The organism is Streptomyces sp. RKAG290 (assembly GCF_023701695.1).
Classification (GTDB): domain Bacteria; phylum Actinomycetota; class Actinomycetes; order Streptomycetales; family Streptomycetaceae; genus Streptomyces.
Genome location: NZ_JAJOZC010000001.1, coordinates 4,986,789 through 5,006,767 on the forward strand (window position 1 = coordinate 4,986,789; position 19,979 = coordinate 5,006,767).

General features: G+C 71.1%; 14 protein-coding genes, 2 tRNA genes and 3 pseudogenes. 15 read left to right on the forward strand and 4 right to left on the reverse strand.

Annotation, left to right across the window (positions count from 1 at the left end):
* Positions 1-71 precede the first annotated feature (71 nt).
* The 4 genes and pseudogenes from LNW71_RS21920 to LNW71_RS21935 all read left to right on the forward strand — a co-directional run bounded on the left by LNW71_RS21920 (position 72) and on the right by LNW71_RS21935 (position 4,646).
* Positions 72-572 carry a hypothetical protein gene (locus tag LNW71_RS21920; RefSeq protein WP_250969784.1) on the forward strand — a complete coding sequence of 167 codons (501 nt, stop codon included), beginning with the start codon at positions 72-74 and terminating at the stop codon, positions 570-572.
* 79 nt (positions 573-651) lie between these two features.
* The gene (locus tag LNW71_RS21925; RefSeq protein ID WP_250969785.1) at positions 652-1,935 is read left to right on the forward strand and encodes a glutamate-5-semialdehyde dehydrogenase; all 1,284 of its coding nucleotides are present in this window, start codon (positions 652-654) and stop codon (positions 1,933-1,935) included.
* A gap of 65 nt (positions 1,936-2,000) precedes the next feature.
* Positions 2,001-2,585 (forward strand): annotated as a pseudogene (locus LNW71_RS21930) (hypothetical protein); the annotation flags it as partial.
* 930 nt (positions 2,586-3,515) lie between these two features.
* The gene (locus LNW71_RS21935; RefSeq protein ID WP_250969786.1) at positions 3,516-4,646 is read left to right on the forward strand and encodes a hypothetical protein; all 1,131 of its coding nucleotides are present in this window, start codon (positions 3,516-3,518) and stop codon (positions 4,644-4,646) included.
* Here the strand turns inward: LNW71_RS21935 and LNW71_RS21940 are convergent.
* Positions 4,567-5,724 (reverse strand): M48 family metallopeptidase, encoded by a 1,158-nt coding sequence (locus LNW71_RS21940; protein WP_250969787.1) that lies wholly within the window; start codon positions 5,722-5,724, stop codon positions 4,567-4,569. The genes LNW71_RS21935 and LNW71_RS21940 overlap by 80 nt on opposite strands.
* 110 nt (positions 5,725-5,834) lie before the next feature.
* Between LNW71_RS21940 and LNW71_RS21945 the strand changes: the two genes are divergently transcribed.
* The 7 genes and pseudogenes from LNW71_RS21945 to LNW71_RS21975 all read left to right on the forward strand — a co-directional run bounded on the left by LNW71_RS21945 (position 5,835) and on the right by LNW71_RS21975 (position 10,162).
* Positions 5,835-5,987, forward strand: coding sequence for a hypothetical protein (locus LNW71_RS21945; RefSeq protein WP_250969788.1), 153 nt, complete (start codon positions 5,835-5,837; stop codon positions 5,985-5,987).
* A gap of 84 nt (positions 5,988-6,071) precedes the next feature.
* A complete protein-coding gene (locus LNW71_RS21950; RefSeq protein WP_250969789.1) occupies positions 6,072-6,236 on the forward strand; it encodes a hypothetical protein in 165 nt (54 codons plus the stop codon).
* A 38-nt stretch (positions 6,237-6,274) separates the two neighbouring features.
* Positions 6,275-6,892 (forward strand): nicotinate-nucleotide adenylyltransferase, encoded by a 618-nt coding sequence (gene nadD / locus LNW71_RS21955; RefSeq protein WP_250969790.1) that lies wholly within the window; start codon positions 6,275-6,277, stop codon positions 6,890-6,892.
* 19 nt (positions 6,893-6,911) lie between these two features.
* Positions 6,912-8,707 (forward strand): annotated as a pseudogene (locus LNW71_RS21960) (LCP family protein).
* Between the two features lie 172 nt (positions 8,708-8,879).
* Positions 8,880-9,311: a ribosome silencing factor gene (rsfS, locus tag LNW71_RS21965; protein WP_024494266.1), complete on the forward strand. Its 432-nt coding sequence runs from the start codon at positions 8,880-8,882 to the stop codon at positions 9,309-9,311.
* Positions 9,308-9,961: a histidine phosphatase family protein gene (locus tag LNW71_RS21970; protein WP_250972099.1), complete on the forward strand. Its 654-nt coding sequence runs from the start codon at positions 9,308-9,310 to the stop codon at positions 9,959-9,961. The genes rsfS and LNW71_RS21970 overlap by 4 nt, the downstream gene beginning before the upstream one ends.
* A gap of 128 nt (positions 9,962-10,089) precedes the next feature.
* Positions 10,090-10,162 (forward strand) — tRNA-Ala (locus LNW71_RS21975).
* Between the two features lie 124 nt (positions 10,163-10,286).
* Here LNW71_RS21975 and LNW71_RS21980 read toward each other — a convergent pair.
* A complete protein-coding gene (locus LNW71_RS21980) occupies positions 10,287-11,066 on the reverse strand; it encodes a helix-turn-helix transcriptional regulator (RefSeq protein ID WP_250972100.1) in 780 nt (259 codons plus the stop codon).
* Positions 11,067-11,346: 280 nt separating this feature from the next.
* Here LNW71_RS21980 and LNW71_RS21985 point away from each other — a divergent pair, with 280 nt between their 5' ends.
* The 3 genes from LNW71_RS21985 to LNW71_RS21995 all read left to right on the forward strand — a co-directional run bounded on the left by LNW71_RS21985 (position 11,347) and on the right by LNW71_RS21995 (position 13,473).
* Positions 11,347-12,822: an MFS transporter gene (locus LNW71_RS21985; protein WP_250969791.1), complete on the forward strand. Its 1,476-nt coding sequence runs from the start codon at positions 11,347-11,349 to the stop codon at positions 12,820-12,822.
* 233 nt (positions 12,823-13,055) lie between these two features.
* Positions 13,056-13,289 (forward strand): hypothetical protein, encoded by a 234-nt coding sequence (locus LNW71_RS21990; protein ID WP_111331746.1) that lies wholly within the window; start codon positions 13,056-13,058, stop codon positions 13,287-13,289.
* 111 nt (positions 13,290-13,400) lie between these two features.
* Positions 13,401-13,473 (forward strand) — tRNA-Ala (locus tag LNW71_RS21995).
* Between the two features lie 60 nt (positions 13,474-13,533).
* Here LNW71_RS21995 and LNW71_RS22000 read toward each other — a convergent pair.
* Positions 13,534-15,110: pseudogene (locus tag LNW71_RS22000) on the reverse strand (ferredoxin).
* Positions 15,107-16,558 carry a hypothetical protein gene (locus LNW71_RS22005; RefSeq protein WP_250969792.1) on the reverse strand — a complete coding sequence of 484 codons (1,452 nt, stop codon included), beginning with the start codon at positions 16,556-16,558 and terminating at the stop codon, positions 15,107-15,109. The pseudogene LNW71_RS22000 and the gene LNW71_RS22005 overlap by 4 nt, the downstream one beginning before the upstream one ends.
* 426 nt (positions 16,559-16,984) lie before the next feature.
* On the opposite strand from LNW71_RS22005, the gene leuS reads away from it, so the two are divergent.
* The gene (leuS, locus tag LNW71_RS22010; RefSeq protein WP_250969793.1) at positions 16,985-19,858 is read left to right on the forward strand and encodes a leucine--tRNA ligase; all 2,874 of its coding nucleotides are present in this window, start codon (positions 16,985-16,987) and stop codon (positions 19,856-19,858) included.
* The last annotated feature ends 121 nt before the right edge of the window (positions 19,859-19,979 follow it).

The window sequence follows — 19,979 nt, forward strand, 5'->3', positions numbered from 1 at the left end:
GGACTGGTCCACTTTGTAGCAGGGACACTGCGGGGTACACAGCACAGCAACACATTCACAGGAGGCCGCCGGTGAGACGAGCGCGCCCGGGGGCGCCGCCCCGAGGATCGGGTGGCCGCGCCCTGACCAGCGTCGGAGCAGGTGCCGATTTCGGCGGGAGCGGCTCCGCGGACCGGAGGGACGAGCGGACCGCCGGGCCGGAAACGACCGTGGTGAGCCAGGAGCGCACCCAGTCGAAGCTGTGGCACATCACGCTCTGTGTCTCAGGTGCCGAGATTCCGCTGAAGGAGGTCAGACGCGGTCTCGAACAGCTCGCGCACGACCACCCCTTCCTGCTGACCAGCCGGTACGCCAACGACCACGCGGAGATCCGCTACTGGGAAGAGGCCCGCGACCTGCACGACGCGGCAGCGGTCGCCCTGCGCCTGTGGGGCGAGCACCGGTCCAGCGCGGGCCTGCCGCCGTGGGAGATCGTCGGCCTGGAGGTCATCGACCGCGAGACGTACCACCAGCGCATCGCCGAGGGGTACGGACCGCCCCCGGCGGCCCCGGTCGGCGTGCACCCGTACTGACCCGGCTGCCGCCGCGGCGGCTGTCTCGCATCACGGGATACGTGACGGATGCCCGCAGTGTGCGCACTACTCTGCGGGCATGACCACGCTTTCGCCGTACGACAACATGTCCCCGGTCGCCCAGGCCGCCTACCGGGCACGCGCCGCAGCCGCCGACATCGCGCCACTTCCGCGCGCGGCGAAGGACGACGCGCTGCTGGCGATCGCGGACGCGCTCGAAGTACGGACGAGCGACATCATCGCGGCCAACGCCGAGGACGTGGTGCGCGCCCGGGAGGCCGGCACCAGTGAGTCGGTCGTCGACCGGCTCACCCTCACCCCCGAGCGCATCCGGGCCATCGCGGCCGACGTGCGGGACGTGGCGGCGCTGCCCGACCCGGTGGGCGAGGTGGTGCGCGGCTCGACGCTCCCCAACGGCATCGACCTGCGCCAGGTCCGGGTGCCGCTCGGCGTGGTCGGGATCATCTACGAGGCCCGGCCCAACGTGACGGTGGACGCCGCCGCCCTGTGCCTGAAGTCGGGCAACGCCGTCCTGCTGCGTGGTTCGTCCTCCGCGCACGCGTCGAACCGGGCACTGGTGCGGGTACTGCGCGACGCCGTCGGCGGCTCCGGGCTGCCGGCCGACGCGGTGCAGCTGGTGCCGGGCGAGAACCGTGACTCCGTGCGCGAACTCATGCGGGCCCGCGGCCTGGTCGACGTGCTCATCCCGCGCGGCGGCGCCTCGCTGATCCGTACCGTCGTCGAGGAATCCACCGTCCCGGTGATCGAGACCGGCACCGGCAACTGCCATGTGTACGTGGATGCGCAGACCGACCTCGACATGGCCGTCGCGATCCTGGTCAACTCCAAGGCGCAGCGCCCGAGCGTCTGCAACGCCGCCGAGACGCTGCTGGTCCACAAGGACATCGCCGACGCCTTCCTGCCGCGGGCGCTGGACGCGCTCGCCGAGGCCGGCGTGACCGTCCACGGGGACGAACGGGTCCTGGAGTACGCCGAGGGGTCCAAGGCCACCGTGGTGGCGGCGACGCCGGAGGACTGGGAGACCGAATACCTCTCGTACGACATCGCGGCCGCCGTCGTGGAGTCGCTGGACGCGGCCGTGGCGCACATCCGGCTCTGGTCGTCCGGCCACACCGAGGCGATCGTGACCACTTCACAGGCCGCGGCCCGCCGTTTCACCCAGTTGGTGGATTCGACGACGGTGACTGTGAACGCCTCGACGAGGTTCACCGACGGCGGTCAGTTCGGGTTCGGCGCCGAGATCGGTATCTCCACGCAGAAGCTGCACGCCAGGGGCCCGATGGGGCTGCCGGAGCTGACCTCCACGAAGTACATCGTGACCGGCGACGGCCACGTGAGGTGAGCTCGGGATGCGTCGAATGTGCGGTCTCCCTGCCCAAGACGACCCTCCGGGGCTAGGCTGAAGCTGTGCCGGACGACGTGGGGGGCAAGCCGTTTCCGAACGGATGGGAGCCCGACGACGACCGCGGGGGCGCGGATGAGGACTTCGCCTCCGTGGTGTTCGACGAGGACTTCGTGCGGGCAGCGGCGTTCCATGAACCGAGCGCTGTCGAGCGCCTGTTGGCGGCCGCCGAGGCGGAGGCCTTCCGTTCCCGGTCCGGCGGCGGCCCGCTGGACGACGAGCTCTACGACGACGGCTACGGCCCGGGCGGCGCATACGGCCGCGGGAGCGGCTACGACGACCGGCTGGGCCCGGACGACGACGACTACTACGAGAGCGGCCCCTACGGGCGCCACGGCGGTTCCCTGCGCCCCTACCGGGGAGCGGCCCGCTGGCACCGGCCGGTGGCCTGGCTGCTTGCCCTGGTGATGGGCGTGGGCATGGTCGCGCTGGCCTTCAGCGCCGTCTACCGCAATGCCCCGGGCGACCGGCAGGACCAGGTCCCGCCGCCGGCCACGAGCGGCGTGGACAGCGCACCCGTGCCCTCCGCCGTCCCGTCCGCCTCGGCCGGCTACTTCCGCCCGGTGGCCTCCACGGCCCCCGTACGCCCTGACGGCCCGGGAGGCGTGGACAGCGCACCCGTGCCCTCCGCCGTCCCGTCCGCCTCGGCCGGCTACTTCCGCCCGGGTGGCCTCCACGGCCCCCGTACGCCCTGACGGCCCGGGAGGGCCTTGGAGCCGGTGCCGACCGCCCGGGAGCCGGTGCCGACGGCGTGGCGGCCGGTGCCGACCCGCCCGGGAGCCGGTTGCGACGGCTTGGCGGCCGGTGCCTACGGCCCAGAAGCCGGTGTCGGCGGCTTGGCGGCCGGTGCCGACGGCTAGGGAGCCGGTTGGCGGGGCTGCGGGGTCAGGTGCTGGGAGCCGGCGGTGTGGGGCAGCTGCTGGGCCGTTCCGGCTCTGGGCTGCTCTGGGGCTGGTCCGGCGGACCGGCCCCGCCGCTCGCTCGCCTGGCCGAACCCGTTCCTGTCTTGCGCGCCCGCCCCTGCCCTGCCGGTTCGCCCACCGGCCCCCGCCGTGGCGGTTCGCCCGCAGGCCCCCGCCGTGGCGCACGTTTGCCGGTTGCCCCGCCACCGGGCGTGCCTGCCGGACCACCGGCCACCCCGCCCTGCCGCCCGCCTGCCGGAGCACCCGCAGGCCCGCCCCTGTCCCGGCGCCCGCCCTGACGGACCAGCCCCCGGGCTGCTTCTGTTCCGGCGTCGGCCCGGCCGTCCGGGGCGCTCCTGTCCCGTGTGGGCCGGGACCACTACGGCCCAGGCCCCGCGCGGGACGGCGGAACTCCGGGGCACTTCCCGTCCGCCACCGCGTTTACCTTCGTCGTAATCGACCTACTCTGAAGATATGACCCCTCGCCCGCTCGAAGAGGGGGCTTCTCACTTGCCCGCGCATGCCCCCGCATGACGGGCAGACCCTGTCCCGGCCTTCCGGCGGGAGCGGGGCGCACCGCATCGGCCTCCGGCCGGTGATGTGGAGTCGGGAGAAGTCATGGCAGACCACGGAGATCCACCCGAAGGACCGCCGGAGAACGGTGCCGCCGGTGGCGAGGACGAGTACCGCTCGCTCGTTTTCGACGAGTCCTTCGTCCGGGCTGCGCGGCTTCAGGAATTCTCCGCCCAGGAACGCATGGGGGAGCACGCCCGTGCCGTCCGAAGCCTGCCGGGCCGGACCCTCCACAACGGCTCCCGAGCCGCCCTCGTTCTGGTCATCCTGATCGCCCTGGCCTTCGGAACGGCCGTCTTCATGGGCTTCCGCCACCCCTACCAGAGCCCCGTCGCGAGACGGCCCGAGCCGCTGCGGATGACCGTCGTCCCCTTGGCGCCACGCGGCGTCGTACCCGCGGGCACGACGGCCGGCCTCTTCGCGAGCAGCCCCGCCGCGCCGTATCCGAAGGGGGCCGCGGGCATCAACCCTCCGGTGAGCCGGCGGACGGAGAATTTCTCGGACAGCCAGGTGGGTGCCGCCCTGACCACGGTCAAGGACTACCTGGTGGCCTCCTCGCTCGACCCCGACGTGCTCGGCGGCAACACGGTCCGGCCGGTGGAGTCGCTGCTCGACCCGGACCAGATGGCCCAGTTCGACCGGAGCATGGACGAGCCGGACGCCGACGGGCAGCATGCCGCCACCGGCTGGCTCGTGCGCTTCGACCCGGCCGAGGCCGTCGCCGATCCGGAGGTCCGCGTGCGCGGCACCCTGCGGTATGCCGAGGTGGGGACCGACGCCCTGGAGGTGGTGTCGGACCACACCTTCACCTACGCCCTCCGGCCGGCCGTCTCCGGTCCCCAACAGGACCAAGGGGCGTCGCTGTTCACGGTCCGACGGGAGCTGCGGTTCCGGTTCGACCGGGAGGACCTGCGGCTGCACCGGCTGGAGTTGCAGACCAGCTACGTCCAGGCCGGACCGCAGTCCTGCGCGGCCGACACCACCGGTGCGCTGCGGCCACTTCTGGCCGGCCGGCGAGCGGCCTCCCGCGGCCCCGCGGGCACCGACCCGTACGCGACGGGCCGGCCCACCGCGGCGCTGTGCGGAACGCTGGAAGTCAGCTCCCTGCCGTCCCGGGCTCCTGCGCCGGCCCCTCAGGGTCCTCGGGCCTCCGGGACCCCGGCGAGTCGTCCGTAGCATCCCCCTGGCCGGTCCCGGCTCCGGAGCCGTTGGCACCGCTGCCGCCCGCGCCGGTGAACCGGTCCCGGAGCTTGCCGCCCAGATCGCCGGCTCCGCCCGCTATGTCGCCGACCAGCTTCATCAGCGGATCCTTGCTGCTGCGCACCGAACCGGCGTAGTGCGAGGCGGATTCCCTGAAGGCGTCCGTGACCGAGGTGTCCTTGTCCTCGTCGCGACGCGGGTAGTGCCCGTCCATGATCCGCTGGTAGTCGCGGGTCTCGGACCACTTCTTCAGCTCGGCCGCGCGCACCGTGGTGAAGGGGTGCGAGCGGGGCAGCACATTGAGGATCTTGAGGACGGAATCCCGCAGATCGCCGCCCTTCTCGTACTCGTCGGCCTGGGCGAGGAACGCGTCCACGTTCATCTCGTGCAGGTGGTTGCCGCCGGCGATCTTCATCAGTCCGCGCATCGAGGCCTGCAGATCCTGGCCGACCAGCAGCCCGGCCCGGTCGGCCGACAGTTCCGACTTGCGGAACCACTCGCGCAGCGCCGTCACGATCGCCATGATCGCGACGTTGCCGAGCGGGATCCAGGCGACCTTCAGGGCGAGATTGGTGAGGAAGAGCAGGATCGTGCGGTAGACGGCGTGGCCGGAGAGGGCGTGTCCCACCTCGTGGCCGACGACCGCGCGCATCTCCTCCTCGTCGAGCAGCTCCACCAGACCCGTCGTCACGACGATGATCGGCTCGTCGAGACCGATACACATGGCGTTGGGCTGCGGGTCCTGGTTCACGTACATCGGCGGGACCTTCTCCAGGTCCAGGATGTAACAGGCGTCCCGCAGCATGCTGTTCAGATGGCCGAACTGGGCGTCGCTCACCCGGACGGAGTCCGACAGGAAGAGCAGCCGCAGACTGCGCTCGGGCAACAGCCCACTCAGCGCCTTGAACACCGTGTCGAAACCGCTCAGCTTCCGCAGGGCCACCAGGGCCGAACGGTCAGCCGGGTGCTCGTAGGCCCGGGACGAGATTCCCGGGAAACGCCTGCGCTGCCTGCTCGGCACGTTCTCGTGACGCTCGTGGCTGCTTTCGGTCATGAATGGGCCCCCTGTTCATGCGAGACGTCGCTCGCCCCCTGACAAATCCCAGCGTAGGTGCTGGGGCTACGGTGTGCGGGGGGCTGTGGATAACTGAGGAGACGCCCGACATGCCGCACACCGTTGCTCTGTTCGCCGCCGCATCCGAAGAGCAGGGACCGGGCAACACGCTCCGCATCGTGCTGCTCGTCTCGCTCGTCGGAGCCGCGCTGATGGCCTGGTTCCTGCTGCGCGGATACCGCAACGACGACAACAACGACTGAGTCGGCGTGAGCGTGCCCGGAGCGCCCGCATACGATGTCCGCGACGTCTTCCCTCCGCCTCCCGATCGATAGGTCCTGCCGAAGATGAGCCTCACGAGCACCGCACACCAGCTGGTCACCGTCGCCGCCGAGGGCGGCGAGCACGGCGGCAATCACGAAAGCCTCAGCCCGTACCTCACCGGTGGCGGTGCGTTTGTCGCGCTTCTCCTCCTTCTGTGGATCACCACGCGCTTCAACCGCGACCGCTGAGACCGAGGCGTACAGCTGTGCCAGTAGGCTCTGCACGCATGGGAGAGCAGAAAGTGCCTACCGGCCGCGGAAAGCGCCGACTCGGCGTGATGGGCGGGACATTTGACCCGATTCATCATGGACACCTGGTGGCGGCCAGTGAAGTGGCCGCCCAGTTCCACCTCGACGAGGTGGTCTTCGTCCCGACCGGGCAGCCGTGGCAGAAGAGCCACAAGCAGGTCTCCCCGGCCGAGGACCGGTATCTGATGACGGTCATCGCCACGGCGTCCAACCCGCAGTTCTCGGTCAGCCGGAGCGATATCGACCGCAACGGCCCCACGTACACGATCGACACCCTGCGCGACCTGCGCGCGGTCCACGGGGACGCGGACCTCTTCTTCATCACCGGTGCCGACGCGCTCTCCCAGATCCTCACCTGGCGGGACGCCGACGAGCTGTTCTCGCTGTCCCACTTCATCGGTGTGACGCGGCCGGGACATGTGCTCACGGACGCCGGGCTGCCGGAGGGCGGCGTTTCCCTCGTGGAGGTTCCCGCACTGGCGATCTCCTCCACAGACTGCCGTGGGAGGGTCGCCGAGGGAGATCCCGTCTGGTACCTCGTGCCGGACGGCGTGGTCCGCTACATCGACAAGCGCCAGCTGTACCGCGGCGAATGAGCCACGGAGAGGGGCACCGGTGAACGACCGACAGAATCCGTACGACCCGTACTACCAGCAGCCGCAGATCGTCGGCTACGACGAGTACGGGCAGCCGGTGTACCAGCAGCAGCCCGGGCAGCAGCAGTACGACCCGTATGCGCAGCAGCAACAGCAACAGCAACAGGCTCAGCAGCAACAGCAGGCCCAGCAGCAGGCACCCCACGCCGGTGATCAGGGGTACGGCTACGACCCGTACGCCCAGCAGCAGCAACAGCAGCAACAGCAGCAACAGCAGCAACAGCAGCAACAGCAGCAGCAACAGCAGCAGCCGGGCCAGGCCCCGCAGCAGTACGACCCGTACGCCGCCCAGCAGCACCAGCCTCCGCAGCAGGGTTACGGCTACGACGGCTATGGCTACGACACCGGGCAGCAGCCCGCCGTGGTCGACACCACCCAGCAGTGGAACATCCCGCAGCAGGCCCCGCCGCCGGCTCCCACCCCTGCTCCGTCGCCGAGCCCCGGTCCTGAACCGGACGCCGAGCCGGAGGCAGCCGTCCCCGGGCAGCGTCGCGGCGACCGCGACTACCGCACCGAGCAGTTCTCCTTCATCGAGGAGCCCGACGAGGACTCCGAAGACGTCATCGACTGGCTCAAGTTCACCGAGAGCCGCAGCGAGCGACGGGAGGAAGCACGGCGCCGCGGTCACAACCGGATGGTCGCGCTGATCGTCGTGGTGGCCCTGGTCGTGGTCGGCGGTGTCGGCTACCTCTGGTCCGCGGGCAAGATCCCGGCCTGTCGTCCTCGGACAAGGAGGACACCGCGACGACCGGCCCGCAGCGGCGGGACGTCATCGTGGTCCACCTCCACAACACCAAGGGCGGCGGTACGTCCACGGCGCTGCTCGTCGACAACGTCACCACCAAGCAGGGGACCACCGTCCTGCTCCCCAACTCCCTCGCGGTCTCCGACGAGGACGGCACCACGAGCACACTGGGCAAATCGGTCGACGACGACGGCACCAGCGGCACCCGCGAGTCCATCGACACGCTGCTCGGCACCGACATCAGCGGCACCTGGCGGCTCGACACCCCGTACCTGGAGAACCTCGTCGACCTCGTCGGCAACATCGAGGTCGACACCGACACCGCCGTGCCCGACACCAAGAAGGGGTCCCCGCCCCTGGTGAAGAAGGGCAAGGCGCAGACACTCAGCGGCCCGATGGCCGTCGCGTACGCCACCTACCGCGGCCCCGACGAGGCCGAGGCCAAGCAGCTGATGCGGTTCGGGCAGGTCATGCGCGGAGTGCTGCGCAAGATCTCGGACGACCCGAAGGCGGCCACCGTCACGGTGCAGACGCTGGCCCAGATCCTGGACCCGTCGCTGCCCGAGAAGGACCTCGGCGCCTCCCTGGCCAAGCTGGCGGAGCACGCCAAGGTCGGTGACTACAAGACGGCGCTGCTGCCGGTCCAGGACGACGGCACCCTCACCGACGCGGCCACGGAGAGCGTCGTCAAGGACATCCTGGGCGGCACGGTCAAGGCCCCGGCCGCGGACGCGGCGGTACGGGTCGGCATCAAGAACGCCACCGGTGACGACCGTGGCACGGAGTCCGCCCGGATCAAGCTGGTCAACGGGGGGTACGCCTTCGTCAACGGCGGGAAGACCGATGCCGTGGCCTCCTCCCAGGTCGTCTACAAGGCGGCCGCGGACAAGGAGAAGGCCACTCAGGTGGCCAAGACCCTCGATCTGCCGACGAGCGCGGTGAAGCAGGGCAAGCCGGCCGGGAACGCGGACGTGTCCGTCGTCATCGGGCAGAACTACAAGATCGAATAGACCCGCTGGGGGAGCGGCTCCGGGACGGTTCCGGAGCCGTCCCGCAGCGGCCCCCGGGCCGCCGTGCGGCGGTCCGGGCGACCCCTGAACGGTCTTCGGGCAATGGCTGCGTCGGGTGTCGGCGGTCCGTGAGACCCTAGAGGTCGATCTGCCCGCCGACGAAAGCCTGCTTGTGACCGCCACGGACCGCTCCATCGAGCTCATCAACGCTGCCGCTCAGGCGGCCGCCGACCGGCTCGCGCACGACATCATTGCGTACGACGTCAGCGACGTGCTGTCGATCACGGACGCCTTCCTGCTGGCCTCGGCCCCCAACGACCGCCAGGTCAAGTCGATCGTCGACGAGATCGAGGAGCAGCTCCAGAAGGAGCTCGGCGTCAAGCCGGTCCGCCGCGAAGGCGACCGCGACGCCCGCTGGATCCTCCTCGACTACGTCGACATCGTCATCCACGTCCAGCACAGCGAGGAGCGCGTCTTCTACGCGCTGGAGCGGCTCTGGAAGGACTGCCCCGAGATCGCCCTGCCCGAGGACGCCGTCAAGACCCGCGGCAAGGCCGAGGAGCACGCACAGCTCACCGGCGGCACGGAAGGTGACCAGAGCTGAACGGCAGCGGAAGCGGCAGGGGCCGCAGGATCGTCCTCTGGCGACACGGCCAGACGGCCTGGAACCTGGAGCGCCGGTTCCAGGGCTCCACGGACATCGAGCTCACCGAAGCCGGCGTCGGGCAGGCCCGCAGGGCCGCCCGGCTGCTCGCCTCGCTGAAGCCGGACGCGATCGTGGCCTCCGACCTGCAGAGGGCCGCCACCACGGCGGCCGAGCTCGTCGCGGTCACCGGCCTCGGCGTCACACACGACCCCGGCCTGCGCGAAACCTACGCGGGTGCCTGGCAGGGCCTTACCCACGAGGAGATCCTGGGCCGGTTCGGCGAGCAGTACGCGGCCTGGAAGCGCGGCGAGGCGGTGCGACGCGGCGGCGGTGAGCTGGAGACCGAGGTCGCCGACCGTGCGGCTCCCGTCGTGCTCGCACACGCCGACAAGCTGCCCGACGAGGGCACGCTCGTCGTCGTCAGTCACGGCGGCACCATCCGGACCACCATCGGCCGGCTGCTGGGCCTGGAGTCGCATCACTGGGAAGGGCTCGGCGGGCTCTCGAACTGCTGCTGGTCGGTGCTGGGCGAGGGCGCGCGCGGCTGGCGCCTGCTGGAGCACAACGCGGGCACACTGCCCGAACCGGTGCTCGGCGACGACGCCTGACCTGCCGCCTGAACAGCACCTGGAAGGCGCCTTCGGGCGGCAACGGGCGGATTTCACTTTCTGGCTGGTCACAGGCTAAAGTTCTTCTTGTTCGCAGCGCGGAAACGCAGGGAAACACAGCGGACAGCGGGGCTATAGCTCAGTTGGTAGAGCGCCTGCATGGCATGCAGGAGGTCAGGAGTTCAATTCTCCTTAGCTCCACAATCAAGATCCCGCCCCCGTCAGGGGGCGGGATCTTTTGCGACGCGGATCTTTTGCGACGCGGATCTCTTGCGACGCGGAGGGCACGGCAAGGTCGGGCCGACGGCGGCGGGAGGTTCCGCGGTCACACGTCCCGGCGGTCGCGCAGCACCACCATCTGCTGCTCACTCTCCAGGTCGGCCGGCGTGTACGCGACGATCCGGCACTCCGGCAGCCCGTTGACGGACAGCGACACCGACGTCATCCGTATCTCGCCGGACGCCGCCCAGTGCCGGAAGGTCTTCACCCGCGGCCCCGGCGGGGCCACATCTCCGCTGCGCCACAACTGGGCGAAGTACGGGCTGGCGGCGCAGAGCGTCTCGATGAACGCCTCCCAGGCGGGCTCGCCCGTATGGCGCCCGTAGCCGCCCCGCAGGGTCGCCACCATGAGCGGCAGCTCCTGGGTGCGGTGGACGACGGGGCAGTCCTTCTCGGGCACCGTGAACAACGCCCACAGCACATTGCGGACCCCGGTGTCCGCCATCTCCGGTACGCCGAAGAGGTCGCGGTAGGCGGGGTTGGTGGCCAGCACGTCGTACCGGGAGTTGTAGACGACCGCCGGGTGCGGGTCCAGCGCGTCGATGATGCGCTGGATCTCCTGGCCGACCTCGATCGTGTCGGTCTGTCTGCCCGGTATGTATGCCACCTCGGCCAGGTGGTAGAGGTGCTCGCGCTCCGACGCGTCCAGCCGCAGTGTGCGCGCCACCGCGTCCAGGACCTGCGGGGAGGCGTTGATCGGGCGGCCCTGCTCCAGCCAGGTGTACCAGGTGACCCCGACACCGGAGAGCTGGGCGACCTCCTCGCGGCGCAGGCCCGGGGTGCGGCGCCGGAACCCCGGTGCCATGCCCACGTCGGCGGGTGTCACCCGCGCCCGGCGGTTGCGCAGGAACTCGGCGAGCTCGGGCCGCCGGCCCTGCTGCTGTCCGCGCGTGGTCCGTCGCGTCGGGACCTGTCGTGCCGGCTCCTGTCGTGCCGGCTCCAGGTGTGCCGGTTGGCCGTGTCGTTCCTGTGGTGCCCGATGCTGTGCTGTCACCGTCGTCACACCCCCCATCGTCGGTGCTCCTCACCGGTGTTGCCAGGTGCTGCCAGTACCAGCATCAGCGGGCTCTCGTTACCCGTATGAGGCCAGGGCCAGCCTTGAGGCCATGACCACGACCTCCGAGGCAACTCCACGTTCCGTATCCAGTAAAGACCCCACCACCGACAAACACCCCGGGCGGCTGCTCGCTCTCGTGCTGGCGGCCCAGTTCATGGCGCTGCTCGACATCTTCATCGTCAATGTCGCCGCCCCGACGATCCGCACGGAACTCGGCGCGTCCGGGGCCGGGTTGCAGCTCGTGGTGGCCGGATACACCATTTCGTACGCCGTGTTGCTCATCACCGGCACCCGGCTCGGCAGCGTGTTCGGGCACGGCCGCGCCCACCTGGTGGGCCTGGCTGTCTTCACCGTCGCCTCGCTCGCCTGCGGACTGGCGGTGAACACCGGGCAGTTGATCACCTTCAGGGTGATCCAGGGCGTGGGCGCGGCGGTGATGATCCCGCAGGTGCTCAGCCTGATCCAGCAGCACTTCACCGGTGAGGCCAGGGTCCGGGCGCTGGGCGCCTACGCCGCCGTGCTGGCCACCGGGGCCGCGGCCGGGCAGGTGGTCGGCGGGGTGCTGGTCAGCGCCGACCTGTTCGGAACGGGCTGGCGGCCGGTCTTCCTGGTCAATGTGCCGATCGGGCTGGTTCTGCTGGTGCTCGGTGTCCGTGTCCTGCCGGGCGAACTTCGCAGCGCGCGTGCCAGGCAGGAGGCGCGGGCCCGCAGACTGGACCTGGCGGGACTGGTGATGCTCGCCGCGGGGGTCACTCTGTTCACCGTTCCGCTGGTGCTCGGGCAGGAGTTGGGCTGGCCGGCCTGGACGTGGATCTGTCTGCTCGCCTCCATGGTGATCATCGCCGGGTTCGCGGTGTACGAGTCCCGGCTGGCCGCGCGTGGTGGCATACCCCTGATCGCGGTCGGTGTGCTCCGTGTCCCCGGCATCGCACGTGCGGCGCTGCGCATCCTTCTGGTGATGGCCGTCAACGCCGGCTTCCTGTTCGTGATGACGCTGCACATCCAGGGCGGTCTGGGTTACTCGGCGCTGCGCAGCGGGCTGATGTTCGCGCCCACCGCGGTGGTTTTCGGGGCGGTCGGACTCACCTGGCGCCGCTGGCCGGCCCGGCTGCAGGCAATCCTGGTCCCGGTCGGCTTCACCCTCGTGGCTGTCGGTTCGGCTGTCCTCGGTCTGGTGATGCGGGACGGGGGCGACGGCGGCGCGGGACTGTACGTGGCCTTCGTGATCATCGGAGCCGGCCTGGCGCTGGGCTTCAGTCCCACCCTCACGGGTGCCTTGGCGAACGTACGGCCGGAGGACGCCGCGGATGCGAGCGGCCTGCTCGTGACCGTCACCCAGCTCGGCCAGTTGATCGGCGTCGCCGTGTTCGGCACGCTCTACCTCAACCGCCTTGATACACCTGGGGCGCAGGGTTCGGGAGAGGCGCTGTGGGCATGCGCTCTCGCCCTGTCGGGAGCCGCCGTCGTGGGTGTGCTCGCCGGTCTTGTGCGGCGTCGGCGGCCGGTGGGATCTCAGCAGGGCTGACCCCCTTGCGGGGTCATGGCAGAATCGGACCGGCCGGAGGGCGACGGACCGAACGGGAGGGAGTGCGCGATGCCTGCGAGTCGCCACAAGGTCCCGGACCTGCCCCCTGTCCCCAAGGCCCGCGTACGCGTCGGCCGCCCCGCCGGCAGCTCGCCCCCGTGGTCCACCCGCCCGGCGGGACCGGCGGAGTCCTCCCCCTGTGTACGGCCCGCGGCCGCAGCCGGAGCTGATCCATGGGTGCACACAGGAGGAAGTGCGACTGGTGCGGCAGCGGTACGCCCATCGTCAGGGACATGGACCCGGTGAATGCGGACTATCAGTACTGGTGTGAGGAATGTGCGCGGGCGCTGGTCATAAAGGGCGACCCCATCGAGACCTACCGGGAGCTGGAGGGGGAGCCGATCTACGGCCGGCTCCTGGAGGAGCACTGCACGCTGAAGCGCTTCTACTCCTTCGCCACCGCCTGACCGCTCCCCGTCGATCAGGCGGAACCGGGCAGACCGGAAACGATTTGGTGGACGGCCGGGAGGACCGGTAATGTTCTCGATGTCGCCGCGGGAGACCGGGTGGCGCAGCACGGGGCTATAGCTCAGTTGGTAGAGCGCCTGCATGGCATGCAGGAGGTCAGGAGTTCAATTCTCCTTAGCTCCACAGTGAAGATCGAGCAGCGGGCCATCCGATTCGGATGGCCCGCTGCTCGTCTGTGTCCTGTCAACTACGGCCGCTGCCCAGGGCCTTCCGGCCGACCGTCGGCGGCAGCGCGGGCCGTTCGGGAGCCTGCTGTTCGATCCGGAGCGCCAGCGCCGGACACCGCCGCACCGCACGTTGCGCGCGGCCCCGCAGATGCATCGGGACCGTGGCGTCCGCGAGGGCCGGGTAGCCGTCGGGGCCCATTCTGATCAGCTCCGGGACGATGTCCGCACAGAGCCCGTGACCCTGGCAGAGCGTCCAGTCCACGGCAAGCTGCCCGCCGCTCGGAATGGACTCCTCCACGTCCTGGTAGCCGGGCGAGGGGAGGGGGAGGACACCGAGCGTCTCGCGGCCGCAGCCGCCGTCCAGCACATGTGCGGCCAGGTCGTCCGTGAACGTGGACAGCGTGGAGGTCAGGAAGCGCGCGGAGCCGTCCGGGTGTTTGCACGCGCCCCGGCCCTTCACCGCGAGGGTCACCTCGCGCAGGGCCTCCAGGGCGGCGGGCCCGCCGCCGTTCAGCACGTCGGAAAGCCCGCCCGCAGCGGCCGGGAGCCCGAGCTTGCACGGACCGCACTGTCCGGCGGTCTCCGCGGCCAGCCAGTTCGCCACCCGCAGGGACTCGCCGAGCGGACAGGTCTCCGGCCCGATCGGCAGGATCGCGCCCGCCCCCAGCGCACCGCCCGCCGCCGCCAGCGACTCGCGGGAGACGACGGCGTCATGGGTGGCGTTCACGCCGATCCAGTTGCCGTGATACCCGCCGGTCAGCACGCCTTGCGGCAGCGGCGGCGCGCCCGCCAGCTGGAGCACGTACCGCAGCGGCACGCCCGTGGGCACCTCGATGACCATCGGCCGGGCGACCGCCCCTGACAGGGTGAGGAGCACCGTGCCGGGCTCGTCGGGCAGGCCGGTGTGTCCGTAGCGGCGGGCGCCGATCCGGGCGGCGACGGCGAGCTGTGCGTACGTCTCCGCGTTCGACAGCAGGGTCGGGGCGCCGCCGACACCCGACTCGGCGGCGCGTTCACGCCGTCCGGGCGGCAGGGCGGGGCCGCCGGACGCCGCCCGGATGACCGCCGAGGCCTCGCCGGAGACCATCCGCTCCGGCGTGCGCACCACCCGGGCGCGCAGCTGCTGTCCGCGCCGGTCGGACAGGCCCCGTTCGGCCAGGGCGGCGCGCACCGAGATCTCCGTGGAGTTACGGGTGACGGCGACCACCAGAGTGCGGGCGCCGAGCGCCTCGGCGGCCAGCAGCGCGCCGTCCAGGATGAGGTGGGGCGCGCGGTTGAGCAGCACGGTGTCCTTGCGGCAGGCGGGCTCGCCCTCGCTGCCGTTGATCACGACGACGGGGCGCACCCCGCGTCGGATGGATGCCTTTGCGACGGCCCGCAACTTCCTCCCGAACGGGAATCCGGCGCCGCCGCGGCCACGTAGCGAAATGGTCTCCGCCAGCTCGGCCAGGCGCTCGCCGGTCATCGGCTCCAGCGGGCCGTGAACCTTGAGGTGCATGCCGAGGTCGAGCCGCTCCACCAGGTCGAAGCCGCTGGTCAGCTGGGGAGGCCGACGACGCGTACTTCGGGGACGTCGGGGAGGGGGATGTTCACGGTCGTTCTCCTGCGGGTGCGTGCCAGGGTTCTCCGGCAGGGGGTGGGTAGAGCGGCCCCGGCAACGGAGCGGTGTCGCCGACGGCGGACGGGGGAGGTGTCGCCGCTCCCGGGGCGTACGGCGCGCGCGGGGTTTCCTGAGCGGGGGTGTACGCGGCGCCGGTGGCCTGAGCGGGGGTGTATGCCGGGGAGCCGGATGTCTGCGCCGGTATGAAAGGGGTACGGCCGGGCTCGGCGGGTTCGTGCGGCGAGGGCCGCGCCTCCCCCGTCTCGTACGGGGTGTGTGCCGGTTCCGCGGCCTCGGGCGGCCGGCGCAGTGCCTGGGTGGGCGGGGCGGGGGACGGGGCCGGCCAGCGTCCGGCCGGCTGCCGGCCGCCGGCGCGCTCGGCGGCCGGCGAGACAGCGCGGTAGCCGGCGGCGATCCCGGGCCCGGGGCCCGTACGGCCGGCGAACGGCCCCGCGGCCGGGCCGGTCGAGAGGCGGTCGGAGCTGCGCGGCGGGGCCTCGTACAGCGGGGCCTCGTACAAGGGGGCCTCGTACAGCGGCGGGGCCGGTGGCGAGAGGGTGGTGCGCGGGCGCTCGAAGGACGACGGGAGCGGCGTCCCCCGCAACGGGCCCGCCGGCCCCTCCCGGCCGGAGCCGCCCGTTCCGTATGCTCCCCGCCCGTCCCGCGCTTCCCACGGCAGCGCGGTGTCCGCACCGGGCAGCGGGGCCTCGCGGGTCACCGGGTCGGGTTCGGCGGGCAGCGCGCCCGGCTTGACGAGCGCGGTGACCAGGGCGGTGATCCGGCGCTTCGTCGGTGGCGGCAGCATGCGCAGGCACAGGGCGGCCGCCACCGCGACGAGGCACAGGCTGTACATCACGACGACCCAGGTCGCGGGCGCCCGGCCCGCGTACAGACCGTGCACCAGCGCCGCGCACCAGGCCGGGTAGGACAGCGCGTGCAGCGCCCGCCAGCGCCCCGCGACCTTGCCGGGGGAGGCGAAGGCGCTGCGCAGCGCTCCGGTCGCGGCAGCCGTCACCATCAGCAGACCGGCCAGCGCACCGAAGCCGATCAGCCCGGCCGTACCGCTGAATCCGAGGCCGAAGGGTATGAGGGCGCCGAGCAGCGCCACATGTCCCAGCGAGACCTTCACCGTGACGTGGAGCAGCAGGAAACCGAGTGAGGCGGCCGCGGCGGCCCGGTGGATGCCCTGGCCGATCAGCCGCTGTCGGGAGGAGAGGAACAGCCGGTCGGTGGCGAGCAGGCCCCAGCCCACCGCGGCGGTGAGCGACACCAGCGAGAGGACGCCCGTCGTGAAGTCGAGCGTGGCGCGCAGGCCGTCGCTGCCCGCGACGACGAGCAGGGGGATGAGTACCAGTGCGGCGACGGTCAGTCCGCCCTGCACCTGTCGGCTCGGCCCCCGACTGGGGCCGGCCGTTGAGCGGATCTTGCGATGAGGGTTCATGGGGGCAACTCCGAATGGCTCGGCAAAGCGGTCCCGTTGCCGCATGCTAGGTCGCGTCATACCGACCAGTACGAGGTTTGAGTTGTTGCCCCGATAGAGGGCGGTACGCGGAGTAACCGCCGCTTCCCGGACGTTCCGCCGTACGTTTCGCATCCCGCCGCGGGGGCGCGTTCGGCGGCGGCACGGGCCTCCGTGTCCACGGATCGGCGGCGCCCGGATGGCTCCCCGGCCCGTGCGGTACCCTGACGCCATGCGTGCCGTACGCCTTCTGCTTAGCGAGCCGCGCTGATCACTCCCGACCGGTGAGAATGCCTGGTCGGCATCGGCGCGGCGTCCCCTCCTGTGCGAGGGGATTTTTCGTTTCCGTAGACGCGTGTCCGTAGACGTGGGCGCCGGCAGATGACGATCGATGGAGCTTTGAGGATCATGAGCGAGACGAATTCCGCAGCCGACGTTGCTGCGCCGCACCGCTACACGGCAGCGATGGCCGCCGACATCGAGGCACGCTGGCAGGACTTCTGGGACGCCGAGGGCACATACGAGGCACCGAACCCCACCGGCGACCTGGCGGACAATCCGGAGCTGGCCGCCAAGCCGAAGAAATTCATCATGGACATGTTCCCGTACCCCTCGGGTGCGGGCCTGCACGTCGGCCACCCGCTGGGCTACATCGCCACCGATGTCTTCGCCCGCCACCAGCGGATGACCGGCCACAACGTCCTGCACACCCTGGGCTTCGACGCCTTCGGCCTGCCCGCGGAGCAGTACGCCGTACAGACCGGCACGCACCCGCGCATCTCCACCGAGTCCAACATCGAGAACATGACGGCGCAGCTGCGCCGGCTGGGCCTGGGCCACGACAAGCGCCGCTCGTTCGCGACCATCGAGTCGGAGTACTACAAGTGGACCCAGTGGATCTTCCTGCAGATCTTCAACTCCTGGTACGACGCCGACGCGGACCGCGCCCGGCCGATCGCCGAACTGGTCGCCCAGTTCGAGAGCGGTGAGCGCCCCACCCCGGACGGCCGCGACTGGAGCGCGCTGAACGCGGCCGAGCGCGCCGACATCCTGGGCGACCACCGGCTGGCCTACGCCTCCGACGCGCCCGTCAACTGGTCGCCGGGGCTGGGCACCGTCCTGGCCAACGAGGAGGTCACGGCCGACGGCCGCTCCGAGCGCGGCAACTTCCCCGTCTTCAAGGCCAAGCTGCGCCAGTGGAACATGCGCATCACCGCCTACGCCGACCGGCTGCTGAACGACCTGGACGGGCTGGACTGGCCCGAGGCCATCAAGCTGCAGCAGCGCAACTGGATCGGCCGCTCCGAGGGCGCACGGGTCGCCTTCCCGGTCGACGGAGCCGGTGACATCACCGTCTTCACCACCCGCCAGGACACCCTGTTCGGCGCCACCTACATGGTGCTGGCGCCGGAGCACGAGCTGGTGGAGCGGATCATTCCGGCCGCCTGGCCCGAGAGCACCCACCCGGTCTGGACCGGCGGGCACACCTCCCCGGCCGAGGCCGTCACCGCGTACCGCAAGCAGGCCGCCGCCAAGTCCGACGTGGAGCGGCAGGCCGAGGCCAAGGACAAGACCGGGGTCTTCACCGGCGCCTACGCGACCAACCCGGTCAGCGGCGAGCAGGTCCCCGTCTTCATCGCCGACTACGTCCTGATGGGGTACGGCACCGGCGCGATCATGGCCGTGCCGGCGCACGACGCGCGCGACTTCGCCTTCGCGCGCGCCTTCGAGCTGCCGATGCGCTGTGTCGTCCAGCCGTCGGACGACCGCGGTACCGACGCCTCGACGTGGGAGGACGCGTTCGCCTCCTACGAGGCGAAGCTGGTCAACTCCGCCAACGACGAGATCTCGCTGGACGGCCTGGGCGTCGTCGAGGCCAAGGCGAAGATCACCGACTGGCTGAAGGAACACGGCGTCGGCGAGGGCACCGTCAACTTCCGGCTGCGCGACTGGCTGTTCAGCCGCCAGCGCTACTGGGGCGAGCCCTTCCCGATCGTGTACGACGAGGAGGGCATCGCCCACCCGCTGCCCGAGTCGATGCTGCCCCTGGAACTGCCGGAGGTCGACGACTACTCGCCGCGCACCTTCGACCCGGACGACGCCGACACCCAGCCCGAGACCCCGCTGTCCCGCAACGCCGACTGGGTCAACGTCACCCTGGACCTGGGCGACGGGGCCGGTCCGCGGAACTACCGCCGCGAGACCAACACCATGCCCAACTGGGCGGGCTCCTGCTGGTACGAGCTGCGCTACCTGGACCCGAACAACGCCGACAAGCTGGTCGACCCGGCGATCGAGCAGTACTGGATGGGCCCGCGCGAGGGACAGCCGACCGGTGGTGTCGACCTGTACGTGGGCGGCGCCGAGCACGCCGTACTGCACCTGCTGTACGCACGCTTCTGGTCCAAGGTGCTGCACGACCTGGGGCACGTCTCCTCCGCCGAGCCGTTCCACAAGCTGTACAACCAGGGCATGATCCAGGCGTTCGTCTACCGGGACAGCCGCGGCATCGCGGTCCCGGCAGCCGAGGTCGAGGAGCGCGACGGGGCGTACTACCACCAGGGCGAGAAGGTCTCCCGCGTCCTGGGCAAGATGGGCAAGTCCCTGAAGAACGCCGTGACGCCCGACGAGATCTGCGGCGAGTACGGCGCGGACACGCTGCGCCTGTACGAGATGGCGATGGGCCCGCTGGACGTGTCGCGCCCCTGGGACACGCGCGCGGTCGTCGGTCAGTACCGGCTGCTGCAGCGGCTGTGGCGCAACATCGTCGACGAGGAGAGCGGTGAGGTCACCGTCGTCGACGCGGAGCCCGGCGAGGAGACGCTGCGGGCGCTGCACAAGGCGATCGACGGCGTCGGCGGGGACATGGCCGGGATGCGCCTCAACACCGCCATCGCCAAGGTCACCGAGCTGAACAACCACCTGACCAAGGCGGGCGGCCCGCTGCCGCGCTCCGTCGCCGAGTCGCTGGTGCTGCTGGTGGCGCCGCTGGCACCGCACATCGCCGAGGAACTGTGGCGCCGGCTGGGCCACACCGACTCCGTCGTGCACCAGGACTTCCCGGTCGCCGACCCGGCGTACGTCATCGACGAGACCGTGACCTGCGTGGTGCAGATCAAGGGCAAGGTCAGGGCGCGCCTGGAGATCTCCCCGTCGATCACGGACGCGGAGCTGGAGACCCTGGCACTGGCCGACCCGGCCGTCGTCGCCGCGCTGGAGGGGGCGGGCATCCGCAAGGTGATCGTCCGGGCGCCGAAGCTGGTGAACATCGTCCCGGCGTAGCCGCCGGCCGTCGCTGTGACGGGGTGAGGGCTTTCCCCTACGGGCAGGTTGGGGGTTCCGATGGAACCCTCGGCCTGCCCGTTCCGTTTACGGTGGAGGGGCCGGTGAACACGTGTCGGCA

What these genes read in the sequence shown, in the direction of transcription:
- LNW71_RS21925 (WP_250969785.1), top strand. Translation starts at nt 652, where the DNA reads ATGACCACGCTTTCGCCGTACGACAACATGTCCCCGGTCGCCCAGGCC.
- LNW71_RS21935 (WP_250969786.1), top strand. Translation starts at nt 3,516, where the DNA reads ATGGCAGACCACGGAGATCCACCCGAAGGACCGCCGGAGAACGGTGCC.
- LNW71_RS21940 (WP_250969787.1), bottom strand. Translation starts at nt 5,724, where the DNA reads ATGACCGAAAGCAGCCACGAGCGTCACGAGAACGTGCCGAGCAGGCAG.
- LNW71_RS21945 (WP_250969788.1), top strand. Translation starts at nt 5,835, where the DNA reads ATGCCGCACACCGTTGCTCTGTTCGCCGCCGCATCCGAAGAGCAGGGA.
- LNW71_RS21950 (WP_250969789.1), top strand. Translation starts at nt 6,072, where the DNA reads ATGAGCCTCACGAGCACCGCACACCAGCTGGTCACCGTCGCCGCCGAG.
- nadD (WP_250969790.1), top strand. Translation starts at nt 6,275, where the DNA reads ATGGGAGAGCAGAAAGTGCCTACCGGCCGCGGAAAGCGCCGACTCGGC.
- LNW71_RS21985 (WP_250969791.1), top strand. Translation starts at nt 11,347, where the DNA reads ATGACCACGACCTCCGAGGCAACTCCACGTTCCGTATCCAGTAAAGAC.
- LNW71_RS21990 (WP_111331746.1), top strand. Translation starts at nt 13,056, where the DNA reads ATGGGTGCACACAGGAGGAAGTGCGACTGGTGCGGCAGCGGTACGCCC.
- LNW71_RS22005 (WP_250969792.1), bottom strand. Translation starts at nt 16,558, where the DNA reads ATGAACCCTCATCGCAAGATCCGCTCAACGGCCGGCCCCAGTCGGGGG.
- leuS (WP_250969793.1), top strand. Translation starts at nt 16,985, where the DNA reads ATGAGCGAGACGAATTCCGCAGCCGACGTTGCTGCGCCGCACCGCTAC.